At 60.8% G+C, this 16,271-nt stretch carries 13 protein-coding genes; 3 read left to right on the top strand and 10 right to left on the bottom strand.

All coding sequences use genetic code 11. From position 1 onward, the window contains the following. Positions 1–29: 29 nt before the first annotated feature. From J2046_RS22900 to J2046_RS22870, 7 genes are all read right to left on the bottom strand, one after another. A complete protein-coding gene (locus J2046_RS22900; protein ID WP_210055834.1) occupies positions 30–1,007 on the bottom strand; it encodes a Bug family tripartite tricarboxylate transporter substrate binding protein in 978 nt (325 codons plus the stop codon). A 230-nt stretch (positions 1,008–1,237) separates the two neighbouring features. Continuing rightward, positions 1,238–2,065 (bottom strand): ABC transporter ATP-binding protein, encoded by an 828-nt coding sequence (locus tag J2046_RS22895; RefSeq protein WP_210055832.1) that lies wholly within the window; start codon positions 2,063–2,065, stop codon positions 1,238–1,240. Further along, the gene (locus tag J2046_RS22890; RefSeq protein WP_210055830.1) at positions 2,062–2,949 is read right to left on the bottom strand and encodes an ABC transporter ATP-binding protein; all 888 of its coding nucleotides are present in this window, start codon (positions 2,947–2,949) and stop codon (positions 2,062–2,064) included. Before J2046_RS22890 ends, J2046_RS22895 begins: the two co-directional genes overlap by 4 nt. 12 nt (positions 2,950–2,961) lie before the next feature. After that, on the bottom strand, positions 2,962–3,852 hold the full coding sequence (locus J2046_RS22885) for an ABC transporter permease (RefSeq protein WP_210055828.1): 891 nt from the start codon (positions 3,850–3,852) through the stop codon (positions 2,962–2,964). A 14-nt stretch (positions 3,853–3,866) separates the two neighbouring features. Further along, a complete protein-coding gene (locus J2046_RS22880) occupies positions 3,867–4,874 on the bottom strand; it encodes an ABC transporter permease (RefSeq protein ID WP_210055827.1) in 1,008 nt (335 codons plus the stop codon). Between the two features lie 55 nt (positions 4,875–4,929). Then, positions 4,930–6,486: an ABC transporter substrate-binding protein gene (locus J2046_RS22875; RefSeq protein WP_210055825.1), complete on the bottom strand. Its 1,557-nt coding sequence runs from the start codon at positions 6,484–6,486 to the stop codon at positions 4,930–4,932. Positions 6,487–6,539: 53 nt separating this feature from the next. Then, a complete protein-coding gene (locus J2046_RS22870) occupies positions 6,540–10,397 on the bottom strand; it encodes a hydantoinase B/oxoprolinase family protein (RefSeq protein ID WP_210055823.1) in 3,858 nt (1,285 codons plus the stop codon). A gap of 304 nt (positions 10,398–10,701) precedes the next feature. Here J2046_RS22870 and J2046_RS22865 point away from each other — a divergent pair, with 304 nt between their 5' ends. Next, positions 10,702–11,436, top strand: a complete 735-nt coding sequence (locus J2046_RS22865; protein ID WP_037149346.1) for an IclR family transcriptional regulator — start codon at positions 10,702–10,704, stop codon at positions 11,434–11,436. 175 nt (positions 11,437–11,611) lie between these two features. Here J2046_RS22865 and J2046_RS22860 read toward each other — a convergent pair whose 3' ends face one another. After that, a complete protein-coding gene (locus tag J2046_RS22860) occupies positions 11,612–12,523 on the bottom strand; it encodes a LysR family transcriptional regulator (RefSeq protein ID WP_210055821.1) in 912 nt (303 codons plus the stop codon). 109 nt (positions 12,524–12,632) lie between these two features. On the opposite strand from J2046_RS22860, the gene J2046_RS22855 reads away from it, so the two are divergent. Continuing rightward, positions 12,633–13,673, top strand: coding sequence for a YeiH family protein (locus J2046_RS22855; protein WP_210055820.1), 1,041 nt, complete (start codon positions 12,633–12,635; stop codon positions 13,671–13,673). 62 nt (positions 13,674–13,735) lie between these two features. Here the strand turns inward: J2046_RS22855 and J2046_RS22850 are convergent, their stop codons facing one another. Further along, positions 13,736–13,936 carry a DUF2735 domain-containing protein gene (locus tag J2046_RS22850; RefSeq protein WP_210055819.1) on the bottom strand — a complete coding sequence of 67 codons (201 nt, stop codon included), beginning with the start codon at positions 13,934–13,936 and terminating at the stop codon, positions 13,736–13,738. A 434-nt stretch (positions 13,937–14,370) separates the two neighbouring features. Here J2046_RS22850 and J2046_RS22845 point away from each other — a divergent pair, with 434 nt between their 5' ends. Then, positions 14,371–15,405, top strand: a complete 1,035-nt coding sequence (locus J2046_RS22845) for a glutamine synthetase beta-grasp domain-containing protein (RefSeq protein WP_037149322.1) — start codon at positions 14,371–14,373, stop codon at positions 15,403–15,405. 79 nt (positions 15,406–15,484) lie between these two features. Here J2046_RS22845 and J2046_RS22840 read toward each other — a convergent pair whose 3' ends face one another. Then, positions 15,485–16,129, bottom strand: coding sequence for a TetR family transcriptional regulator C-terminal domain-containing protein (locus J2046_RS22840; protein ID WP_210055818.1), 645 nt, complete (start codon positions 16,127–16,129; stop codon positions 15,485–15,487). Positions 16,130–16,271 lie beyond the last annotated feature (142 nt).

Below are 16,271 nucleotides of genomic sequence, written 5' to 3'. Positions count from 1 at the left end.
CATCTTCGCAATCCGGTTGCCGGCAGCGACTATTTCTTGCTGATATCCATGCTCTTCAGCAGTGAGCCGAAATAGGCATATTCGGCCTCGAGTTCCTGCTGGAGTTGCACGCCGGTGCGGAACCGCGGGGAAAAGCCGGCGCGGGTAAGGGCCGCGCGGAATTCCTGGCTCTCATCGGCATCCTTCAAAGCCCCTTCAATCATCGTGACCAATTCCTGGGGCGTACCGGCGGGCGCCATGACCGCTTGCCAACCGCCGGTGCGTACATCCTTCAGCCCCACCTCCCGGAACGTCGGAACACCGGGAAAATCGGCCAGACGGGTCTCGCTGGGCACGGCGATCGGCACCAGTTTCCCCTCCCGCGTGGGCGGAATCACCATGGCGTCGATGACGAACTGCACGTCACCCGACAAGAGCGCCTGCACGGCCTGCGATGCCCCGCTATAGGGAATATGCCGCGCCTCGACCCCGGCGCTGCGCAGGAAATCGACCCCAATGATATGGCCGGTCGAGCCGACGCCGACGGAGGCATAGTTCAGCATGCCAGGATTGGCTTTCCCATAGGCCACGAGTTCCTCGTAGCTCTTGACGCCGAGCTCTGGCGGCACGCTGAGCATGCGGACCGATTCACTGACATTGGCGACCGCTACAAAATCCTTGAGAGGATCGAAACCGATCTGGGTGAGATGGGGCGCGGTGGTAAAGATGGCACTGCCGGCGAGCAGCAGCGTTGCCCCGTCCGGCTTGGCGCGGGCCGCTTTTTCCGTGCCGATCGTACCGCTTGCCCCGCCGATGTTCTCGACGACGACCGTCGTTTTGAGGCGCTTGCTGATCTCCTCTGCGATCATGCGGCCGGTGATGTCGCCGCCACCTCCCGGCGCGTAGGGGACAATCATGCGCACCGTCGAAACGGGATATTGCTCTTCAGCAGAGACTCCGAGCGCACTTGCCAGTACGATCGCTGCCGCCGCCAGGCCGTTTTTCATCCCCGTTGTCCAAACTACCATCGATTCCTCCTCACATCATGGTATTATTTTGAACACACAGTGGCAGCCGCTCTGAACAAATGCAAAATCTCGCCGGGTGCGTTCCGAGCTGCGAAATTCGCGATAAAGAGCGGCAGACGGACCAGAGCGAACGCCTATGTCGTCGGGCAAAGGCCGGTCATGCCAGTTTCGCCTCGGCGCCAATCTCGCTCATCGCTTCGTGGGATGCCATGTTTTCTTCTTCTTTGCGTTCAAACGGCATCCTTCTGGCGGAACGGCGAACGATCCGGATCGGGGTCCGGCATCGCGTCCAGAAGCATGCGGGTATAGTCGCTCTTCGGATGATCGAATATCTCTGCGACCGGTCCCTGTTCAACCAGCTTGCCGCGATAGATCACGGCGACGTCGTCGCAGATGTAACGGATGACGCCGAGGTCGTGACTGATGAAGAAATAGGTGAGGTTGAGTTCTTCCTGCAGCCGGTGCAGGAGATTGAGAACGTCCGCCTGGACCGAGACGTCGAGCGCCGAAGTGGGTTCGTCGAGGATCAGGAATTCAGGTCCGACGGCAAGCGCCCGGGCGATGCCGATGCGCTGCCGCTGGCCGCCAGAAAATTCATGCGGATAACGGAAAAGATGCTCCGAACGAAGGCCGACCTGCAGCAGCAGCTCCAGCACCCGCTCGGTGCGTTGGCGGGCGTTGAGGTTCACCACGTCGCCATGGATGACCAACGGTTCGGCGACAATATCATGGATCGTCATGCGCGGGTCGAGCGAAGCGTAAGGGTCCTGGAAGACGATCTGCAGGCGCGATCGCAGGCGCCGCATCTCGAGCGGAGTCAGCTTGTGGATGTCCACGCCGTCGAACAAGATATTGCCCGCCGACAGCGTTTCGAGCCTTAGGATGCAACGCGTCAGCGTCGTCTTGCCGGAGCCGGATTCACCGACCAGGCCGAAGCTCACACCTTTCCTGATCGACAGGCTGACATTGTCCAGCGCGGTAAAACCCTCGCCGCGACCGAAGAAACCCTGGCGCGGGCCGGGAAAGTTTTTTGTGACGTTCTGGATATCGAGGGTCATGCGGCGGTCTCCGGCATAAGCCCGTTCAGGCCCTTCAATTCACCGCGCTTGGTATGGGCGGTTGGCACGGAGTGCAAAAGCGCCTGGGTATAGCTGTGGCTCGGCCGCTTCAATACATCGTCCACCTTTCCTGCTTCGAGAATACGGCCGCGATACATGACGGCCACGTGGCTGCAGATCTGCGCCACGACGCCGAGATTGTGGGTGATCAGCAGCACTCCGATATTGCGTTCAGTTACGAGATCATGGATCAGCCGCAGGATTTGCGCCTGCACCGAAACATCGAGCGCGGTCGTCGGTTCATCGGCGATCAGCAGGTCGGGTTTGCCGATCATCGCCATGGCGATCAGTGCGCGCTGGCGCATGCCCCCGGAGAATTGGTGCGGATAGTCATGAATACGCTCGGCAGCCTTCGCAATGCCGACCTTTTCCAGCATCTCGACTGCCGCACGTCGGGCCGCCTTCTTGAGATCACCACGCGAGGCACCGGGATTAAGCCCGAGCACGGACGGGTCCGCATGGCCGGCATGCAGCGCCACGTCCACTAACTGCGTGCCGATCCGGAAGGCCGGGTTGAGGTTGGTCGTCGGATCTTGGAAGATCATGCCGATATGCCGGCCACGCAAGCCCCGCATCTCCCTGTCGGTCGCCTGCAGCACATCCTTGCCCCGGAACTTAATCGAACCGGCGACATAGCGCCCCGGCGGCGACGGGACGAGCCGTGAGACGGATAAGCCTGTCAGTGACTTACCGCTGCCCGTCTCGCCGACCATGCCCCAGATCTCGCCGCGCTCGATCTTCAGGTCGATACCGTGGAGGATCTGCGTCTCGCCCTCGTAGCTCTTCATGGCGAGGTTGAGGTTCCTGATGTCGAGAAGTGTCATCCCGTTCCTCCCCTATCGTCGTGCCTTGGGGTCGAGCACGTCACGCAGCCCGTCGCCCAGCAGGTTGAAGGCAAGCACTGCCAAGAAAATCGCAACGCCGGGAGCCACCGCCGTCCACCAGTAATCCGGCATATAGCTGCGCGCACCGGAAAGCAGCGTGCCCCATTCCGGAGTCGGCGGCTTCACGCCGATGCCGACGAAGCCGAGCGAGGCGACGGTCAGTATCGCGAAGCCCATGTCGAGCGAGGCCTTGATGACGATCGGCGAGACGATGTTCGGCAAGATGTGCTTGCCGAGGATGCGCGGCCAGTCGGCGCCGAGCGCATGGGCCGCGACGACGAACTGCTCTTCCTTCTTGACGAGCACTTCGCCGCGCACGAGACGGGCATAGGCCGGCCACCACGTGATCGAGATGGCGATGATCATGTTCCAGACGCCCGTGCCGAGCGCTGCCGCCACCGCCATGGCAAGGATCAGGCTTGGGATGGTGAGCAGAAGATCGGTGATGCGCATCAGGATTTCGTCGATCCAGCCGCCGAAATACCCGGCAATGGCGCCGACGATCGTGCCGACGACGATGGCGATGAAGACAACGGCGAGACCGGAAAACAGCGAGACCTGTGAGCCGACCAGCACCAGCGAGAACATGTCCTGGCCGAGCGCATTGGTGCCGAGCCAAGCCGCAGCCGACGGCGGCTGGAATTTCGCACCGGTATTCGTGCCGCCGACGACATGTTCGGGATGCGGCACGATCCACGGTGCGACGATGGCGATGACGATCAGTGCGATGACGATCGCAAGGCCGATGATCGACAGCCAACTCTGGCGGAACCGATAAAAGGCGCGGCTCCAGTTTTCGAGACGCGCGGACTGGCGGCGCTCGGGTATGGCAATGGGGGTCATTTGCTCAGTCCTGGTCATGCGTAGCGTACCTTCGGGTTGAAGACGCCGTAAAGCAGGTCCACGACGAGCATGGTAACAAGATAGATGATCGCGATGATGAGCGTCACGCCGATCACCGGCATGAAATCCTGGGTCAGGATCGCCTGGGTGGCGTAGAGGCCTAGCCCCGGCCAGTCGAAGACCGTCTCGACCAGAACCGTGCCGCCGAGCAGCCAGGAGACGTAGAGGCCGATCACCGTCAGCGTCGAGGTCATGGCGTTCTTGAGCACGTATTTGAAGAGGATCAGCCGGTTGGAAAGACCGAGCGCCCGCTCGGTCATGACATAGTCCTGCTGCAGCACCTCGATCGTCGAGGCGCGCATCATCCGCATGATGGTGGCAAGCGGCGAAAGCGCCATGGCGATCGCCGGCAGTGCCAGATGTGAGAGCGCGATCTGGAACGCGTACCAGTCGCCCGCGATCACAGCATCGATCGTATAGAGGCCCGTCACGTGGTCCGGCGGGCTTTCGATCAGTGGGTAGCGACCGGACAGCGGCAGGACGTCCAGCCACGCAGCAAAGGCCATCTGCAGGAGGAGGCCGAGGAAGAAGCGCGGCATGGCGATGCCGCCGAGCGCCACCGTGCGGGTCGCATAATCAAGCGCCCCATTCTTGTAGACGGCCGTCAACAGACCGAGCGGAATGCCGATGACGACCGCGATGAATAGGGAGGCGAAGACGAGCTCTATGGTCGCCGGCAGATATTCCACGATGTCCGCGAAGACTGGACGACGCGTGAAGACCGACATGCCCCAATCGCCGGAAACGAGACCGGTCAGATAATCCCAGTATTGCACCGGCAAAGGCTGATCCAGGCCCAATTCGCGCTTCATCTGCGCGATCAGCTCGGGCGTCGCATTCGGACCCGCGGCAAGGCCTACCGGGTCGCCGGGCAGAATCCGTGCCACGATGAACAGAAGCAGGGTCAGGCCGAGCAGAACCGGTAAGAGCAGGACAAGCCTGCGCAAGATATAAAGCAGCATTCGCAAACTCCGGAGCGGCGGGCTTCCGAACCGGAAACCCGCCGGCGGCAAGGGTTCAAGCGATCGACAGCGGCCAGATTTCCATCGTGTTGGCGGCAACCGGGCTGAAAACATAGTCCTTTACGTTGTCGCGCATCGCAAACTTGCGCAGTTCGAGAATGCCGATGATATCGGGCGCATCCTCAACGATTACCGCCTGGAACTTCTTGTAGAGTTCGGCACGCTTGGCGGTATCGACTTCGGCGCGGGCATCCTCGATCAGCTTGTCGACCTCCGGGTTCTTGTAGACCGGATTCTGCCACTGCCCATTGCGCGAGGAATGGTAGGCGGCGAACGCGGTATTGTCCGGGTCGGCATAGTTGGGCGACTGGAAGATCGAGTAGAAGTCGACCATCGTCTCCGGCGAGCGGGCCATCGCCACGGTGTCCGGCCAGGTCATGGCACGGATGTCGAGTTTGATGTTGAGTGCCTTCAGCGATTCCAGCATGATCAGGCACCAGCGGCGCTGGTTCTCGTAGCCGGCGGCGTGGTGTATGGAGAGCGTGATGCCGCCGTCTTTGTATTGCGACTTGGCGAGATATTCCTTCGCCTTCGCCATGTCCTGGTCATAGCCCTTCTGGTCCGGATCAAAGCCGAAGATGCCGATGGGCAGCGGGCTCTTCATCAATTGGGCCGGACCCGCGGCATCCAGCATGCCCTGGTAGTTGAACGCGTAAGACACTGCCTTGCGCAGGTTCTTGTCCATCAGCGGGCCCTTGGCCGTGTTCATCTTGATGGTGAACGTGCGGTAGTCAGGTTCCATGATACGGACGACATGCGGCATGTCTTTGATGGCGTCCATGTCCTCGGCGAACATGTCGAGCGCGAAATGCACTTCGCCACGCTGGAGCATCAGCCGGGCCGTCGAGGCCTCGCGGACGATCTTCCAGATCGCGCCGTCGAGATTGCCACCCTTGTGCCAGTCGTTCTCGACGCGGCTCAGTTCATAAAGGTCGCCCGGCTTGACGCGTCCCATCTTGAAGGCGCCCGAACCGGCCATGTTGGCGAGCAGGAAGGCTTGGCCGTCATCAGTCCCCTTGTTGGCTTCGACGAGCTTGGAGTTGACAACGAACATCCAAGGCAGGACGGAGAGAAGCGGCGCAAAGGGCTTCTTCAGCGTCATCGTCACCGTTGTCTCGCCGGTCGCCCGGACGCTGTTTTCGTCGAGGATCCCCGACACCATCCAGGCCGGCCCCTTGGCAAGGCGCAGCAGGCGAGCAAAGGAATATTCGACATCCTTGGCCGTCACCGGCGTGCCATCATGGAATTTGGCATTTCCGTCGAGCTCGAATGTATATACGAGGCCGTCATCGGACTGCTTCCAGTTCTTGGCAAGGCCCGGCGCCGGAACCGGCGGATTGTTCACCACGCGCACCAGCGGATCGTAGGTATTGCGGAACAGCCATTGCGGCGCATAACCCGTCGACACATGCGGGTCGAAGTTCGGGATATCGACCGTCGAGGCAAGGACCATGATGTTCTTGCCGGCGGCATTGGCCAGCCGCGGCAAGGTCGCAGCAGCGGTCATCCCTGCAGCGCCGATCAGAAACTGACGTTTATTCAAAGTGAGCATGTCATTCCCCTTTTATATCTGCATTGCTCGTTTGGACTGGAAGTCGAGCCGGGTTACCGGCTCGCTGCTGGCGAAAGGCGCGCCGAAGCCGCCAATTCCTTCTTGCGCGCGCTGAGGCCGTAAGTGCTCTCGGCGGTTTCGGCGCTGACATAATCCTCACGGACATCGTCTTCGATCAGCTCGACCGAACGGTTGGCCGGATCGCCGAAACCGGCACCGCCGCCGAGCTGCAGCTCGACCACGCGGTCGGTACGGTCCACCACGAAGAGACCGCCTGTGCCGACGTCTTCCAGCACGTTGCCGTTCTCGTCGCGGACATAACCGTGCGACAGGAGACCGTTACGGCCGCCGAACAAGCCGGTGATTGGCGCGTTGACACCTTCCGGCGACACGAAGACCGTCACCGAGGTGCCGTCGTCATAACGCTTGGCAAGCCGGATGCGGGCGCCGAGGCCGCCGCGGAACTCACCGGCACCACCGGAATCCCGGACGAAGGCCTTTTCGAGGATGACGACCGGCGAGCGGCTTTCGAGCATTTCGATCGAAGAGGTCGCCGCAGAGGTCGGCCATAGAACCGACGACTTGCCGTCTTTCGCAGAGCTGCCGCCCTGACCGCCGCCCGAAAGCAGGTGATCGTAGAAGATCTTGCCGTCGGTAGTCTTGCCGTAAACGGTCATGAGGCTCGGCAGGCCGGTATGAGCGATGACCTTTTCCGGAGCAGCCTTGGAAAGGGCCCGGAAGATGTTCGGCGAGGTGTACCAGCCGGTGCGGGTGCGCAGGCTGACCGGGGCCGGCTTGTTGCAGTTCATCACCGAACCCTTCGGTGCCTTAACCGTCAGCGGGCGATAGCAGCCGGCATTGCCGCGCACGGCAGGTGTCAGCATGCATTTCAGCGGATAGGTCGAATGCGCCGTCGTGTAGCTCAGCGTGCAGTTGATGCCGCCAAGCGGCACTTCTGGCGGGGCGCCCTCGAAGTCCAGCTCGATCGCGTCGTCCTTGATCGTCACCTGCACCGGCACGGTCATGTGGGTGCCGAGCGGATTGTAGGAGATGGTCGAGGTGTGAGTGCCGTTCGGGATGGCGCGGATCGCATCGCGCATCGCCTTTTCCGAGCGGGACTGCACGACTTCGGCCAGCGCCTGAAGATCGGACAGGCCGTATTCGTCCATGAAGGCCACCATGCGGCGGGCGCCGGTGTCGTTGGCGGCGACCAGCGAGCGGATGTCGCCGAGCACCTGATGGCTGTCGCGGATGTTCTCCGCCATGATCCGGAACAGATCCTCGTTTTCGACGCCCGCGCGGATGAGCTTCATCGGCGGGATCTGCAGGCCTTCTTCGTAGACTTCCGTCGCCTTCATGCCGTTACGGGTGCCGCCGATATCGCCGACGTGACCGACCGTGCCCATGACGGCGACGGCCTTGCCATTCTTGAAGACCGGGGTCATCACGGCAACGTCGAACAGGTGGCCGGCGCAGAGCCACGGGTCGTTGCAGACCAGAACGTCGCCTTCCTGCAGCGTATCGAGCGGGTAGCGCTCCAGCGTCGCCTTGACCACCATCGGCAACGTCAGGTTGAAGACCGGCATGACGCGGGCCGAGTGCGCCAGCGTCTCACCCTTGGCATCGAGGATCGAGCAGCCGAAGTCCTGGGATTCGGAGATGATCAGCGAATACGCGGTGCGGCAGACGGTGTGCCACATTTCTTCCGCCACAGTGACGAGGCGGCTCCACATGATTTCCAGCGCGATCGGATCGGATTCGATCTTCTCGATCGCTTCCGCCTTGGTCATCTGCGGGGTAACCAGTTCGATGCCCTTGCCGACTGTGGCGATCCTGATGCGCAGATTGCCGGCGGCATCGACTGTCAGCACGTCGCCGGGCGGCACGATCGTGGTCGATTCACGCTCCTCGATGATCGCCGGGCCTTCGACCGTCATGCCCGGCGTCAGCTTATAGCGGTCGTAGATGGCGGCATCGATGAAACCTTCACCGAAATAGCACTTGCGGCTTCCCTTGAGCGCGACGTCGCCCGAGACAGCGATATCCGCCTGCTTGATGGAAAGCCGCGGGATCGCGCCGCTGGCGCGAAGGCGGAAGGAGAGGATTTCGAGTTCGGCTTCCACCGGAACGCGGGTATAGCGGGCGGCATAAACCTCTTCGAAGGACTTGCGGATGGTCCCATAGGCATTCGCATCAAGTTCGCCGGCCGGGATCGGCACGTTGATCTCGTGCAGCTGGCCAATCAGGCGCATGTCGGCGGTGCGTTCGAAGACGACGTCCTCGGGCTTGGCGCCGGCAGCAATGAGTTTGGCCTTGCCTTCTTCGGCAAGCTCACCGAACTCGGCATTCAGGGATGCCGTGTCGAGGTCGGCCGAAAGGCCCATCGGCCGTGAACGGACGAGATCGAAGGACAGCGGCGCCGTCAGGAAGCCGAAGGCCGAAGCGGCACCGCTGGCCTGCGGAATGATGACTTCGCCGACACCGAGAATGCGGGCGACACGGGCGGCAAACGCCGGGCCGGCGCCGCCGAAACCGATCATCGAATAACCGCGCGGATCCTTGCCCTTTTCGACCAGATGGATGCGGGTGGCGCTTGCCATGTTCTCGCCGACCACCTGATGGATGCCCCAGGCGGCTTCGACGGTGGAAATGTTGAGCGGTTCGGCAATCGTCTTCAGCGCCTTTTCGGCGGCATCGAGATCGAGCGTCATGCGGCCGCCGAGGAAGAAGGCCGGATCGTAATAACCGAGCGTGACGCTGGCATCGGTGACCGTCGGCTTGGTGCCGCCGGCGCCGTAGCAGGCCGGACCCGGAGACGCGCCGGCCGAATGCGGACCAACCTGCAGCAGACCGACTTCGTCGATCGCGGCGATCGAACCGCCACCGGCGCCGATCTCGATCATGTCGATGACCGGCGCCTTGATCGGCAGGCCGGAGCCGTTGCGGAAGCGGCGCACACGGCCGGCTTCGAGATAGGAGGCGATATGCGCCATGCCGTTTTCAATCATGCAGGCCTTGGCCGTCGTGCCGCCCATGTCGAAGGCGATGACGTTTTCCTGGCCGGCCGCCTTGCCGAACCATGCGGTCGCCAGCGCGCCGCCGGCGGGGCCGGATTCGAGCAGGCGGATCGGGAATTCGCGGGCTTCATCGACGGAGACGAGACCACCGGCCGAATGCATCAGACGGAACGCGCCGGTAAAGCCGCGGGCCTTCAGTTCTTGCTCGAAACGCTTCAGGTAACGGTCCATCAGCGGCTGCACATAGGCATTGGCGCAGGTGGTGACGAAGCGCGGATATTCGGAGATTTCGGCGACGACTTCCGAAGAGATGGACACCGACATGTCCGGATAGTGGTGCTTGATGATTTCGCGGACCCGCTTTTCGTGAGCCGGATTGCGGTAGGAATGCATGAGGCAGACCGCGATCGCTTCGACGCGGTCGGCGACCAGTTTCTTCACGGCGCGGAGGACCGAAACCTCGTCCAGCGGCTTGATGACGCCACCATCGGCGCCGATGCGCTCGGAGATCTCGATGCGGCGCGAACGGCTGACCAGCGGCTCGGGGAATTCGATGAAAAGGTCGTAGATGTCGTAGCGCTGCTCGGTACCGATCTCGAGAACGTCGCGAAAACCTTCCGTGGTGATCAGGCCGACCGGGGCGCCCTTGCGCTCGATCACCGCATTCGTCACCAGCGTCGTGCCGTGAACGATCTCGGAGAGGTCTGCAACCGAAATTCCGGCTGCGTCGACCAGTTCTCCGAGACCGCCCAATGCGCCCTGGGAGGGATCTTTTGGCGTCGTCAGGCACTTATGCAGGCGGATGGAAGCCGCCTTTTCGTCGAACAGGATGAAGTCGGTGAAAGTGCCACCGATATCGACGCCGGCACGGAAGTTCCTGGAAGTCTCTTGCATTCGTATGTTCCCCCTAACGGATGGCCGAAGACGCGCAGCGGCCCGATCAACGCCGTTATCTTCTCGCGGCGCGCATGGCTCATTCATCTCGGGTTCTGGGTGCCCGGCATGCGGATGGGTAAACCTTCCCCCTGCAGAGGGGGATGGATCTGATGCCTGCCTGTTCCGCCGTTTTTTTAAGCATGAATTGTTTTGACATCTTTATAGGCGGCAAGATCAAAGGAGTCTAGCGCTAGTTTCATATTTGACAACAAGTTCCAATAATGGAACTATGGCGAGGTGATTTACGCGCATAGGACGAAACATGAGCTCTCTCGAAGATGCGATCTCCATTCTCGGTTGCTTCTCGCTAGCCGAGCCTTCTCTGTCGCAGGCGGAACTGGCGCGCCGCACCGACTGCCCCAAGGCGACGGCATCCCGCGTGATGAAGGTTCTGCGCGAAAACGGAATTCTTGATTTCGATCCCGTGACGCGCCTCTACACGCCCGGTGTCCGGCTCTTCGAGCTTGGGCAGATCTGTCGCTCGAACCATAATTTCCTGGATCTAGTGAATACCGAGCTGCAGGAGGTCTGCGCCATCGGCGGGCATACGGCCTATGTGACCGTATTTGACGGATATCAGCTCGTCGTGCTGCGCATGGTGCGCGGCTCAAGCCCGCTGGCGATCACCTCGACGCCCGGATACCGTGCTTGGCCACATGCGACCTCAAACGGACGCGCCATGCTGGCACTGCTGAACGAGGAGGAATGGAAGCTTCGCGTTCCAGACAAGTTGCCCTTCGTGACGACGCAAGCGCCGCAGAACCATGCAGAATTGCTGGACCGGATCCGGATCATTCATGAAACCGGACGCTCACATTCCACCAACGATTCCTACGATGGCGTCTCTTCTGAAGGTATGGCTTTCCGCGATCCAGGCACCGGAGAGGTTATCGGAGTGGCAATTTCCTATCCTACAGTGATGGGAACACCTGAACTGCAGGATAAGATAACTCGCCTCTTGGCTAACATGAAGACCAATCTGCTTCGCCATAAGTAGGCCGCCGCGTCATGCTGGCAGGTTCGCGACGACGTGGCGGCCGGCAGGTTGCGACAGGTGCTGAAATCGGTTCCTGCCGCGACCTTCGACGCGCACGCCGTCTGGCCGAAATTCGCTGTCATGCTGCCGAAGGTTCGGTTCGCGATCGACACGCTGGCGGGGGAATTGCCGCGCCTCATGGAACAGACTGGGGTTCGACGACCGCTTCCGGCTCGCTCAACAGGTCAAGCATGGCACGCACTGCCCGGGTGACATGCCGTTCCGCATGATAGAGCGCCGAGAACTGGCGGAGCGGCATCGGAAAATCGGCAACGTGCAGCCGACCGGAAAGGGAATGTACCGCCGCCGCGCGGCTGGAAAGTACCGTAGCGGCAAGCCCGGTTTCGACGGCGGCCATCGCGGCCTCGTTCGACGGCATTTCCATGACCACTGAAAGCGACAGCGGCTCGATGCCGAGATTGGCAAGCTGTGCCTCGAAGGCCGCACGCGTGCCGGACCCCTGCTCGCGCATGATCCAGTTGGTTTCCAGAAGATCGACCGAATGGATCCTCCGCCCATCGGCCCAGGGGTGGCGACTGCCGACCACCAGAACAAGCCGATCTTCAGCAACCTTGCGGCGCTTGAGGCCGGCCAGAAAAACCTGCCCCTCCACAACCGCCAGCTCCGCAGTGCCAGTCAGCACCGCATCCGCCGCACTCTGGGTATTGCCGACAGTGAGCCGTACGTCGACCCTCGGAAACCGTTCGTGATAACTCACGAGCCGCGCCGGAAGCCAGTAGCTCGCGACAGTCTGACTCGCATGGATGCGCAGGGTTCCGGAGGCCGAGCCGCCAAGATCGGCAAGCATAAGCTCGGCGGATCGCGCTCGTTCAAGCACATCGCGCGCCTCCGGCACAAAGAGCCTGCCGGCCTCTGTAAGTTCGATCCGCCGTCCGACGCGGTTGAACAGGATCACTGCGTGCCGCGCCTCAAGGGCGGATATTGCCGCGCTTACCGCTGATTGAGTGAGGTTCAATGCCTCGGCCGCCCGCGTAACATGTTCGCGAGCCGCCACTTCCAGAAAGATCCTGAGCTGTTCAAGCGTCATCGATATCAATCGCTAAAATCGAACAATTTCAGAAAACTTATCAATTGGATTTGTGATTTTGCAAGATGGAGAATGATTTTCGACAAAATAGAAAATACTTGGAAAAATCATGAAGTCGACACCGACGGCCGCAGAACATCGTCCCCTTCTCTCCGCGATCCGCCTCGCCCCCACAACACAGCTTCTTCCTGGCCTCTTTCTCACCGCCGCGATTGCCACGACGGCCATCGTTATCCGCAATCTGACCGGTTGGATGGCGCTGAGCCCGCTTATCGTGTCCATCCTCATCGGCATGCTGATCCGTAACGCCCTGCCCCTTTCGGCGACCGCTGAACCAGGCATAGCCTTCTCTTTGAGACGCATATTGCGCTTCGGCATTGTGTTGCTGGGTTTGCAGGTGACGCTTGCCCAGATCCTTTCTCTGGGCGGAGCAGGCTTGGCGATGGTGGCCTTGACGCTGGTTGCGACCTTCCTCGCGATCCGCATCGTCGGAAGGGCGATGGGCGTGGAGCAGGAACTCACCGATCTTATCGCTGCCGGCACCTCGGTCTGCGGCGCATCGGCGGTCATCGCCGCCAACACGGTTGTGCGCGGTAAGCAGGAGCATGTCGCTTACGCCGTCGCCTGCGTCACGCTGTTCGGTTCGCTCTCGATGCTCATATATCCGCTATTGGCTGGCCCGCTCGGCCTTGATGCACGCGGTTATGGGCTCTGGACCGGCGCAACGATCCATGAAGTCGCGCAGGTCGTCGCCGCCGCGTTCCAGGGAGGCGATGTCGCCGGCCAGTTCGGCACGATCTCCAAGCTCGCCCGCGTCGTCATGCTGGCGCCGCTGATCATGACGCTTGCATTCGCCATGCGCTCGGGCGTGGAAGGTCCGGCAAAGGCTTCGGCACCCATGCCGTGGTTCGTGCTGGGGTTCATCGGAATGATGCTGGTCAACAGCGCGGTCGCCATCCCCACAGGCGCCAGCCAGACGCTGGTGACGCTGACCAATTTCCTGCTCTCCATGGCGCTTGCCGCCATGGGCCTTCACACGGATATTCGCAAGTTGAAGGCCGAAGGTTGGCGACCACTCGCGCTCGGCGCCTTCGGATGGCTTTTCATCGCAGCATTCGGTTACGCGATGCTGAAACTGTTCGCGTTCTAAGAACGAGGATTTGCGAAATCAGGGCTGCGCCGGAAATGGCGCAGCCTTCGTTTCCGGGCGGATCAACAAGGCTTCGGACGGTCGTTGGAGCGAGTTTCGTCGTCGCGCACAGCTTCGTCATGATACCAGCAAGTATCCAACACGTTTGCCGCGACCTCATGGATTTCATCGCCCGGCGCTGTCCTGCCGTTGCCCGGCCGCTGTCGGGGTCGGATCGGGAACTGATAGATCTTCGCCGTTTCACGATGGATGTTGGTCTTCATCCTATCGTCTCCTACGTTCAACGCCGTGCATCCAACGCACACAGAGCACAAATTTGCACATTTTTTGTGCTTATTGCATCATTTTATATCAAACGCATCCCTGGCGCTAGGCACCAAATGAGATGCGGAAATTCCTTGCGCGTGATTTTGCATCGCAGAGCATCAGCAGCAGGCAACGCATCCTCGACGCCTGAGGTTCCGAACCGCCGTCATTGAAACGTCAAAAGCGGTGATTTTCCATGATGCACTTTGATTTTTCAGCTTTTACCGCCTGCGCGATGGACGTCTTTACACTTTTTTAAGCAGAAGCGCGGTCCAGAGCTCAAACTGGCACGGGAAATGCGTTCATCCCGTTATCCCGGAGGCGCGGCTCACTCGGACGTCGCGACCTCAGGATGGCTCAACCATGAACATCACGGCCTGAGAGACAAAAAATGACAAAGTACAAGCTCGAGTACATCTGGCTCGATGGGTACACACCGGTACCAAACCTGCGCGGCAAGACGCAGATCAAGGAATTCGACACTTTTCCGTCGCTGGAGCAGCTTCCGCTGTGGGGCTTTGACGGTTCGTCGACCAATCAGGCCGAAGGCCGCAGCTCCGACTGCGTGCTGAAGCCCGTCGCCCTCTATCCGGATCCGGCCCGCAAGAACGGCGTTCTCGTCATGTGCGAAGTCATGATGCCGGATGGCGTCACGCCGCATCCGTCGAACAGCCGCGCCACGATCCTCGATGATGAAGGCGCCTGGTTCGGTTTCGAACAGGAATACTTCTTCTACAAGGACGGCCGTCCGCTGGGCTTCCCGGAACACGGTTACCCGGCTCCGCAGGGCCCCTATTACACGGGCGTCGGCTTCAAGAACGTCGGCAACGTCGCGCGTCAGATCGTTGAAGAGCATCTCGAGCTTTGCCTCGAAGCCGGCATCAACCATGAAGGCATCAATGCCGAAGTAGCCAAGGGTCAGTGGGAATTCCAGATTTTCGGCAAGGGCTCCAAAAAGGCCGCCGACCAGATCTGGATGGCGCGCTACCTCCTCCTCCGCCTCTGCGAAAAATACGAAATCGACGTCGAATTCCACTGCAAGCCGCTCGGCGATACCGATTGGAACGGCTCGGGCATGCATTGCAACTTCTCGACCAAGTATATGCGCGAAGTCGGCGGCAAGGAATATTTCGAAGCACTGATGGCGCAGTTCGACAAGAATCTGCAAGCGCATATCGACGTCTATGGCCCGGACAACCACATGCGTCTGACCGGCAAGCACGAGACGGCACCGTGGAACAAGTTCTCTTACGGCGTTGCCGACCGCGGCGCGTCGATCCGCGTTCCGCATTCCTTCATCAACAACGGCTACAAGGGCTATCTCGAAGATCGCCGCCCCAACTCCCAGGGCGACCCCTACCAGATCGCTTCCCAGGTTCTGAAGACGATTTCGGAAGTTCCGATCTCCAAGGCCGCTGCCGCCTGATAAGGTGAAATTACCGACTGTGAAGACGCCGGCGTCAGCGCCGGCGTCTTTCTTCTATGTGATCGAACCGGGCTCCCGTTCAGCTTTTGTTGATTCTGAGCCCGTCCATGTAGAGTTGCTCCAGAAAGCGGGCCGCATCCTCAAAACGCCCCTCGCCTGCGGACTCCTGGCCGAGCACGGCCCGGACTTGCACGTCGAAGTCCGCATAATGCTGCGTCGTCGCCCAGATCGAAAAGATCAGATGATAGGGATCGCATCTGGCGATCTTGCCGGTCCGTGCCCAGGCACGGATGACCTCCGCCTTCTCGTCGACAAGCTTTTTGAGCGGCCCCTTCAACTCGTCCTCGATATGTGGCGCGCCCTGCAGGATCTCGTTGGCGAAAAGCCGGCTTTCGCGCGGGAAATCACGGGCCATTTCAAGCTTGCGGCGGATATAGGACCGAATCTCCGCCTCAGGATTGCCCTCGGCATTGAAGGCGCGTAGTGGCTCCAACCAGGTGAATAGAACCCGATCGATCAGCGCCCGATGGATCGCTTCCTTGGTTCGGAAATAATAAAGGAGATTGGGCTTCGACATGCCAGCCGCATCGGCGATCTGATCGATGGTCGAGCCGCGGAAGCCACTTGAGGAAAAGACATCGAGCGCCGCGTCAAGAATCCGTTCCTCCTTTTCTTCCTGAATACGTGTGCGCCTTTGCGTCTTCGCCGCCCGTGGGATGGTCATCCGATTTTCCCGCCCCTCTCTGCTTTTGTCGGTGCCGCTTCGCCGCCCCAGAATTTCCTCTGGATTTTTCGTGATTTTCGGCTTGAGTGACGGCACGGAAATTGTAATGTTTTACCAATCGGTCAAATTATCGGCGACAAGC

The sequence above is a fragment of the Neorhizobium petrolearium genome, from assembly GCF_017873175.1.
Lineage (GTDB): Bacteria > Pseudomonadota > Alphaproteobacteria > Rhizobiales > Rhizobiaceae > Neorhizobium > Neorhizobium petrolearium.
This window is presented reverse-complemented; position numbering and strand designations above follow the sequence as displayed.

What these genes read in the sequence shown, in the direction of transcription:
- J2046_RS22900 (WP_210055834.1), bottom strand. Translation starts at nt 1,007, where the DNA reads ATGGTAGTTTGGACAACGGGGATGAAAAACGGCCTGGCGGCGGCAGCG.
- J2046_RS22895 (WP_210055832.1), bottom strand. Translation starts at nt 2,065, where the DNA reads ATGACCCTCGATATCCAGAACGTCACAAAAAACTTTCCCGGCCCGCGC.
- J2046_RS22890 (WP_210055830.1), bottom strand. Translation starts at nt 2,949, where the DNA reads ATGACACTTCTCGACATCAGGAACCTCAACCTCGCCATGAAGAGCTAC.
- J2046_RS22885 (WP_210055828.1), bottom strand. Translation starts at nt 3,852, where the DNA reads ATGACCCCCATTGCCATACCCGAGCGCCGCCAGTCCGCGCGTCTCGAA.
- J2046_RS22880 (WP_210055827.1), bottom strand. Translation starts at nt 4,874, where the DNA reads ATGCTGCTTTATATCTTGCGCAGGCTTGTCCTGCTCTTACCGGTTCTG.
- J2046_RS22875 (WP_210055825.1), bottom strand. Translation starts at nt 6,486, where the DNA reads ATGCTCACTTTGAATAAACGTCAGTTTCTGATCGGCGCTGCAGGGATG.
- J2046_RS22870 (WP_210055823.1), bottom strand. Translation starts at nt 10,397, where the DNA reads ATGCAAGAGACTTCCAGGAACTTCCGTGCCGGCGTCGATATCGGTGGC.
- J2046_RS22865 (WP_037149346.1), top strand. Translation starts at nt 10,702, where the DNA reads ATGAGCTCTCTCGAAGATGCGATCTCCATTCTCGGTTGCTTCTCGCTA.
- J2046_RS22860 (WP_210055821.1), bottom strand. Translation starts at nt 12,523, where the DNA reads ATGACGCTTGAACAGCTCAGGATCTTTCTGGAAGTGGCGGCTCGCGAA.
- J2046_RS22855 (WP_210055820.1), top strand. Translation starts at nt 12,633, where the DNA reads ATGAAGTCGACACCGACGGCCGCAGAACATCGTCCCCTTCTCTCCGCG.
- J2046_RS22850 (WP_210055819.1), bottom strand. Translation starts at nt 13,936, where the DNA reads ATGAAGACCAACATCCATCGTGAAACGGCGAAGATCTATCAGTTCCCG.
- J2046_RS22845 (WP_037149322.1), top strand. Translation starts at nt 14,371, where the DNA reads ATGACAAAGTACAAGCTCGAGTACATCTGGCTCGATGGGTACACACCG.
- J2046_RS22840 (WP_210055818.1), bottom strand. Translation starts at nt 16,129, where the DNA reads ATGACCATCCCACGGGCGGCGAAGACGCAAAGGCGCACACGTATTCAG.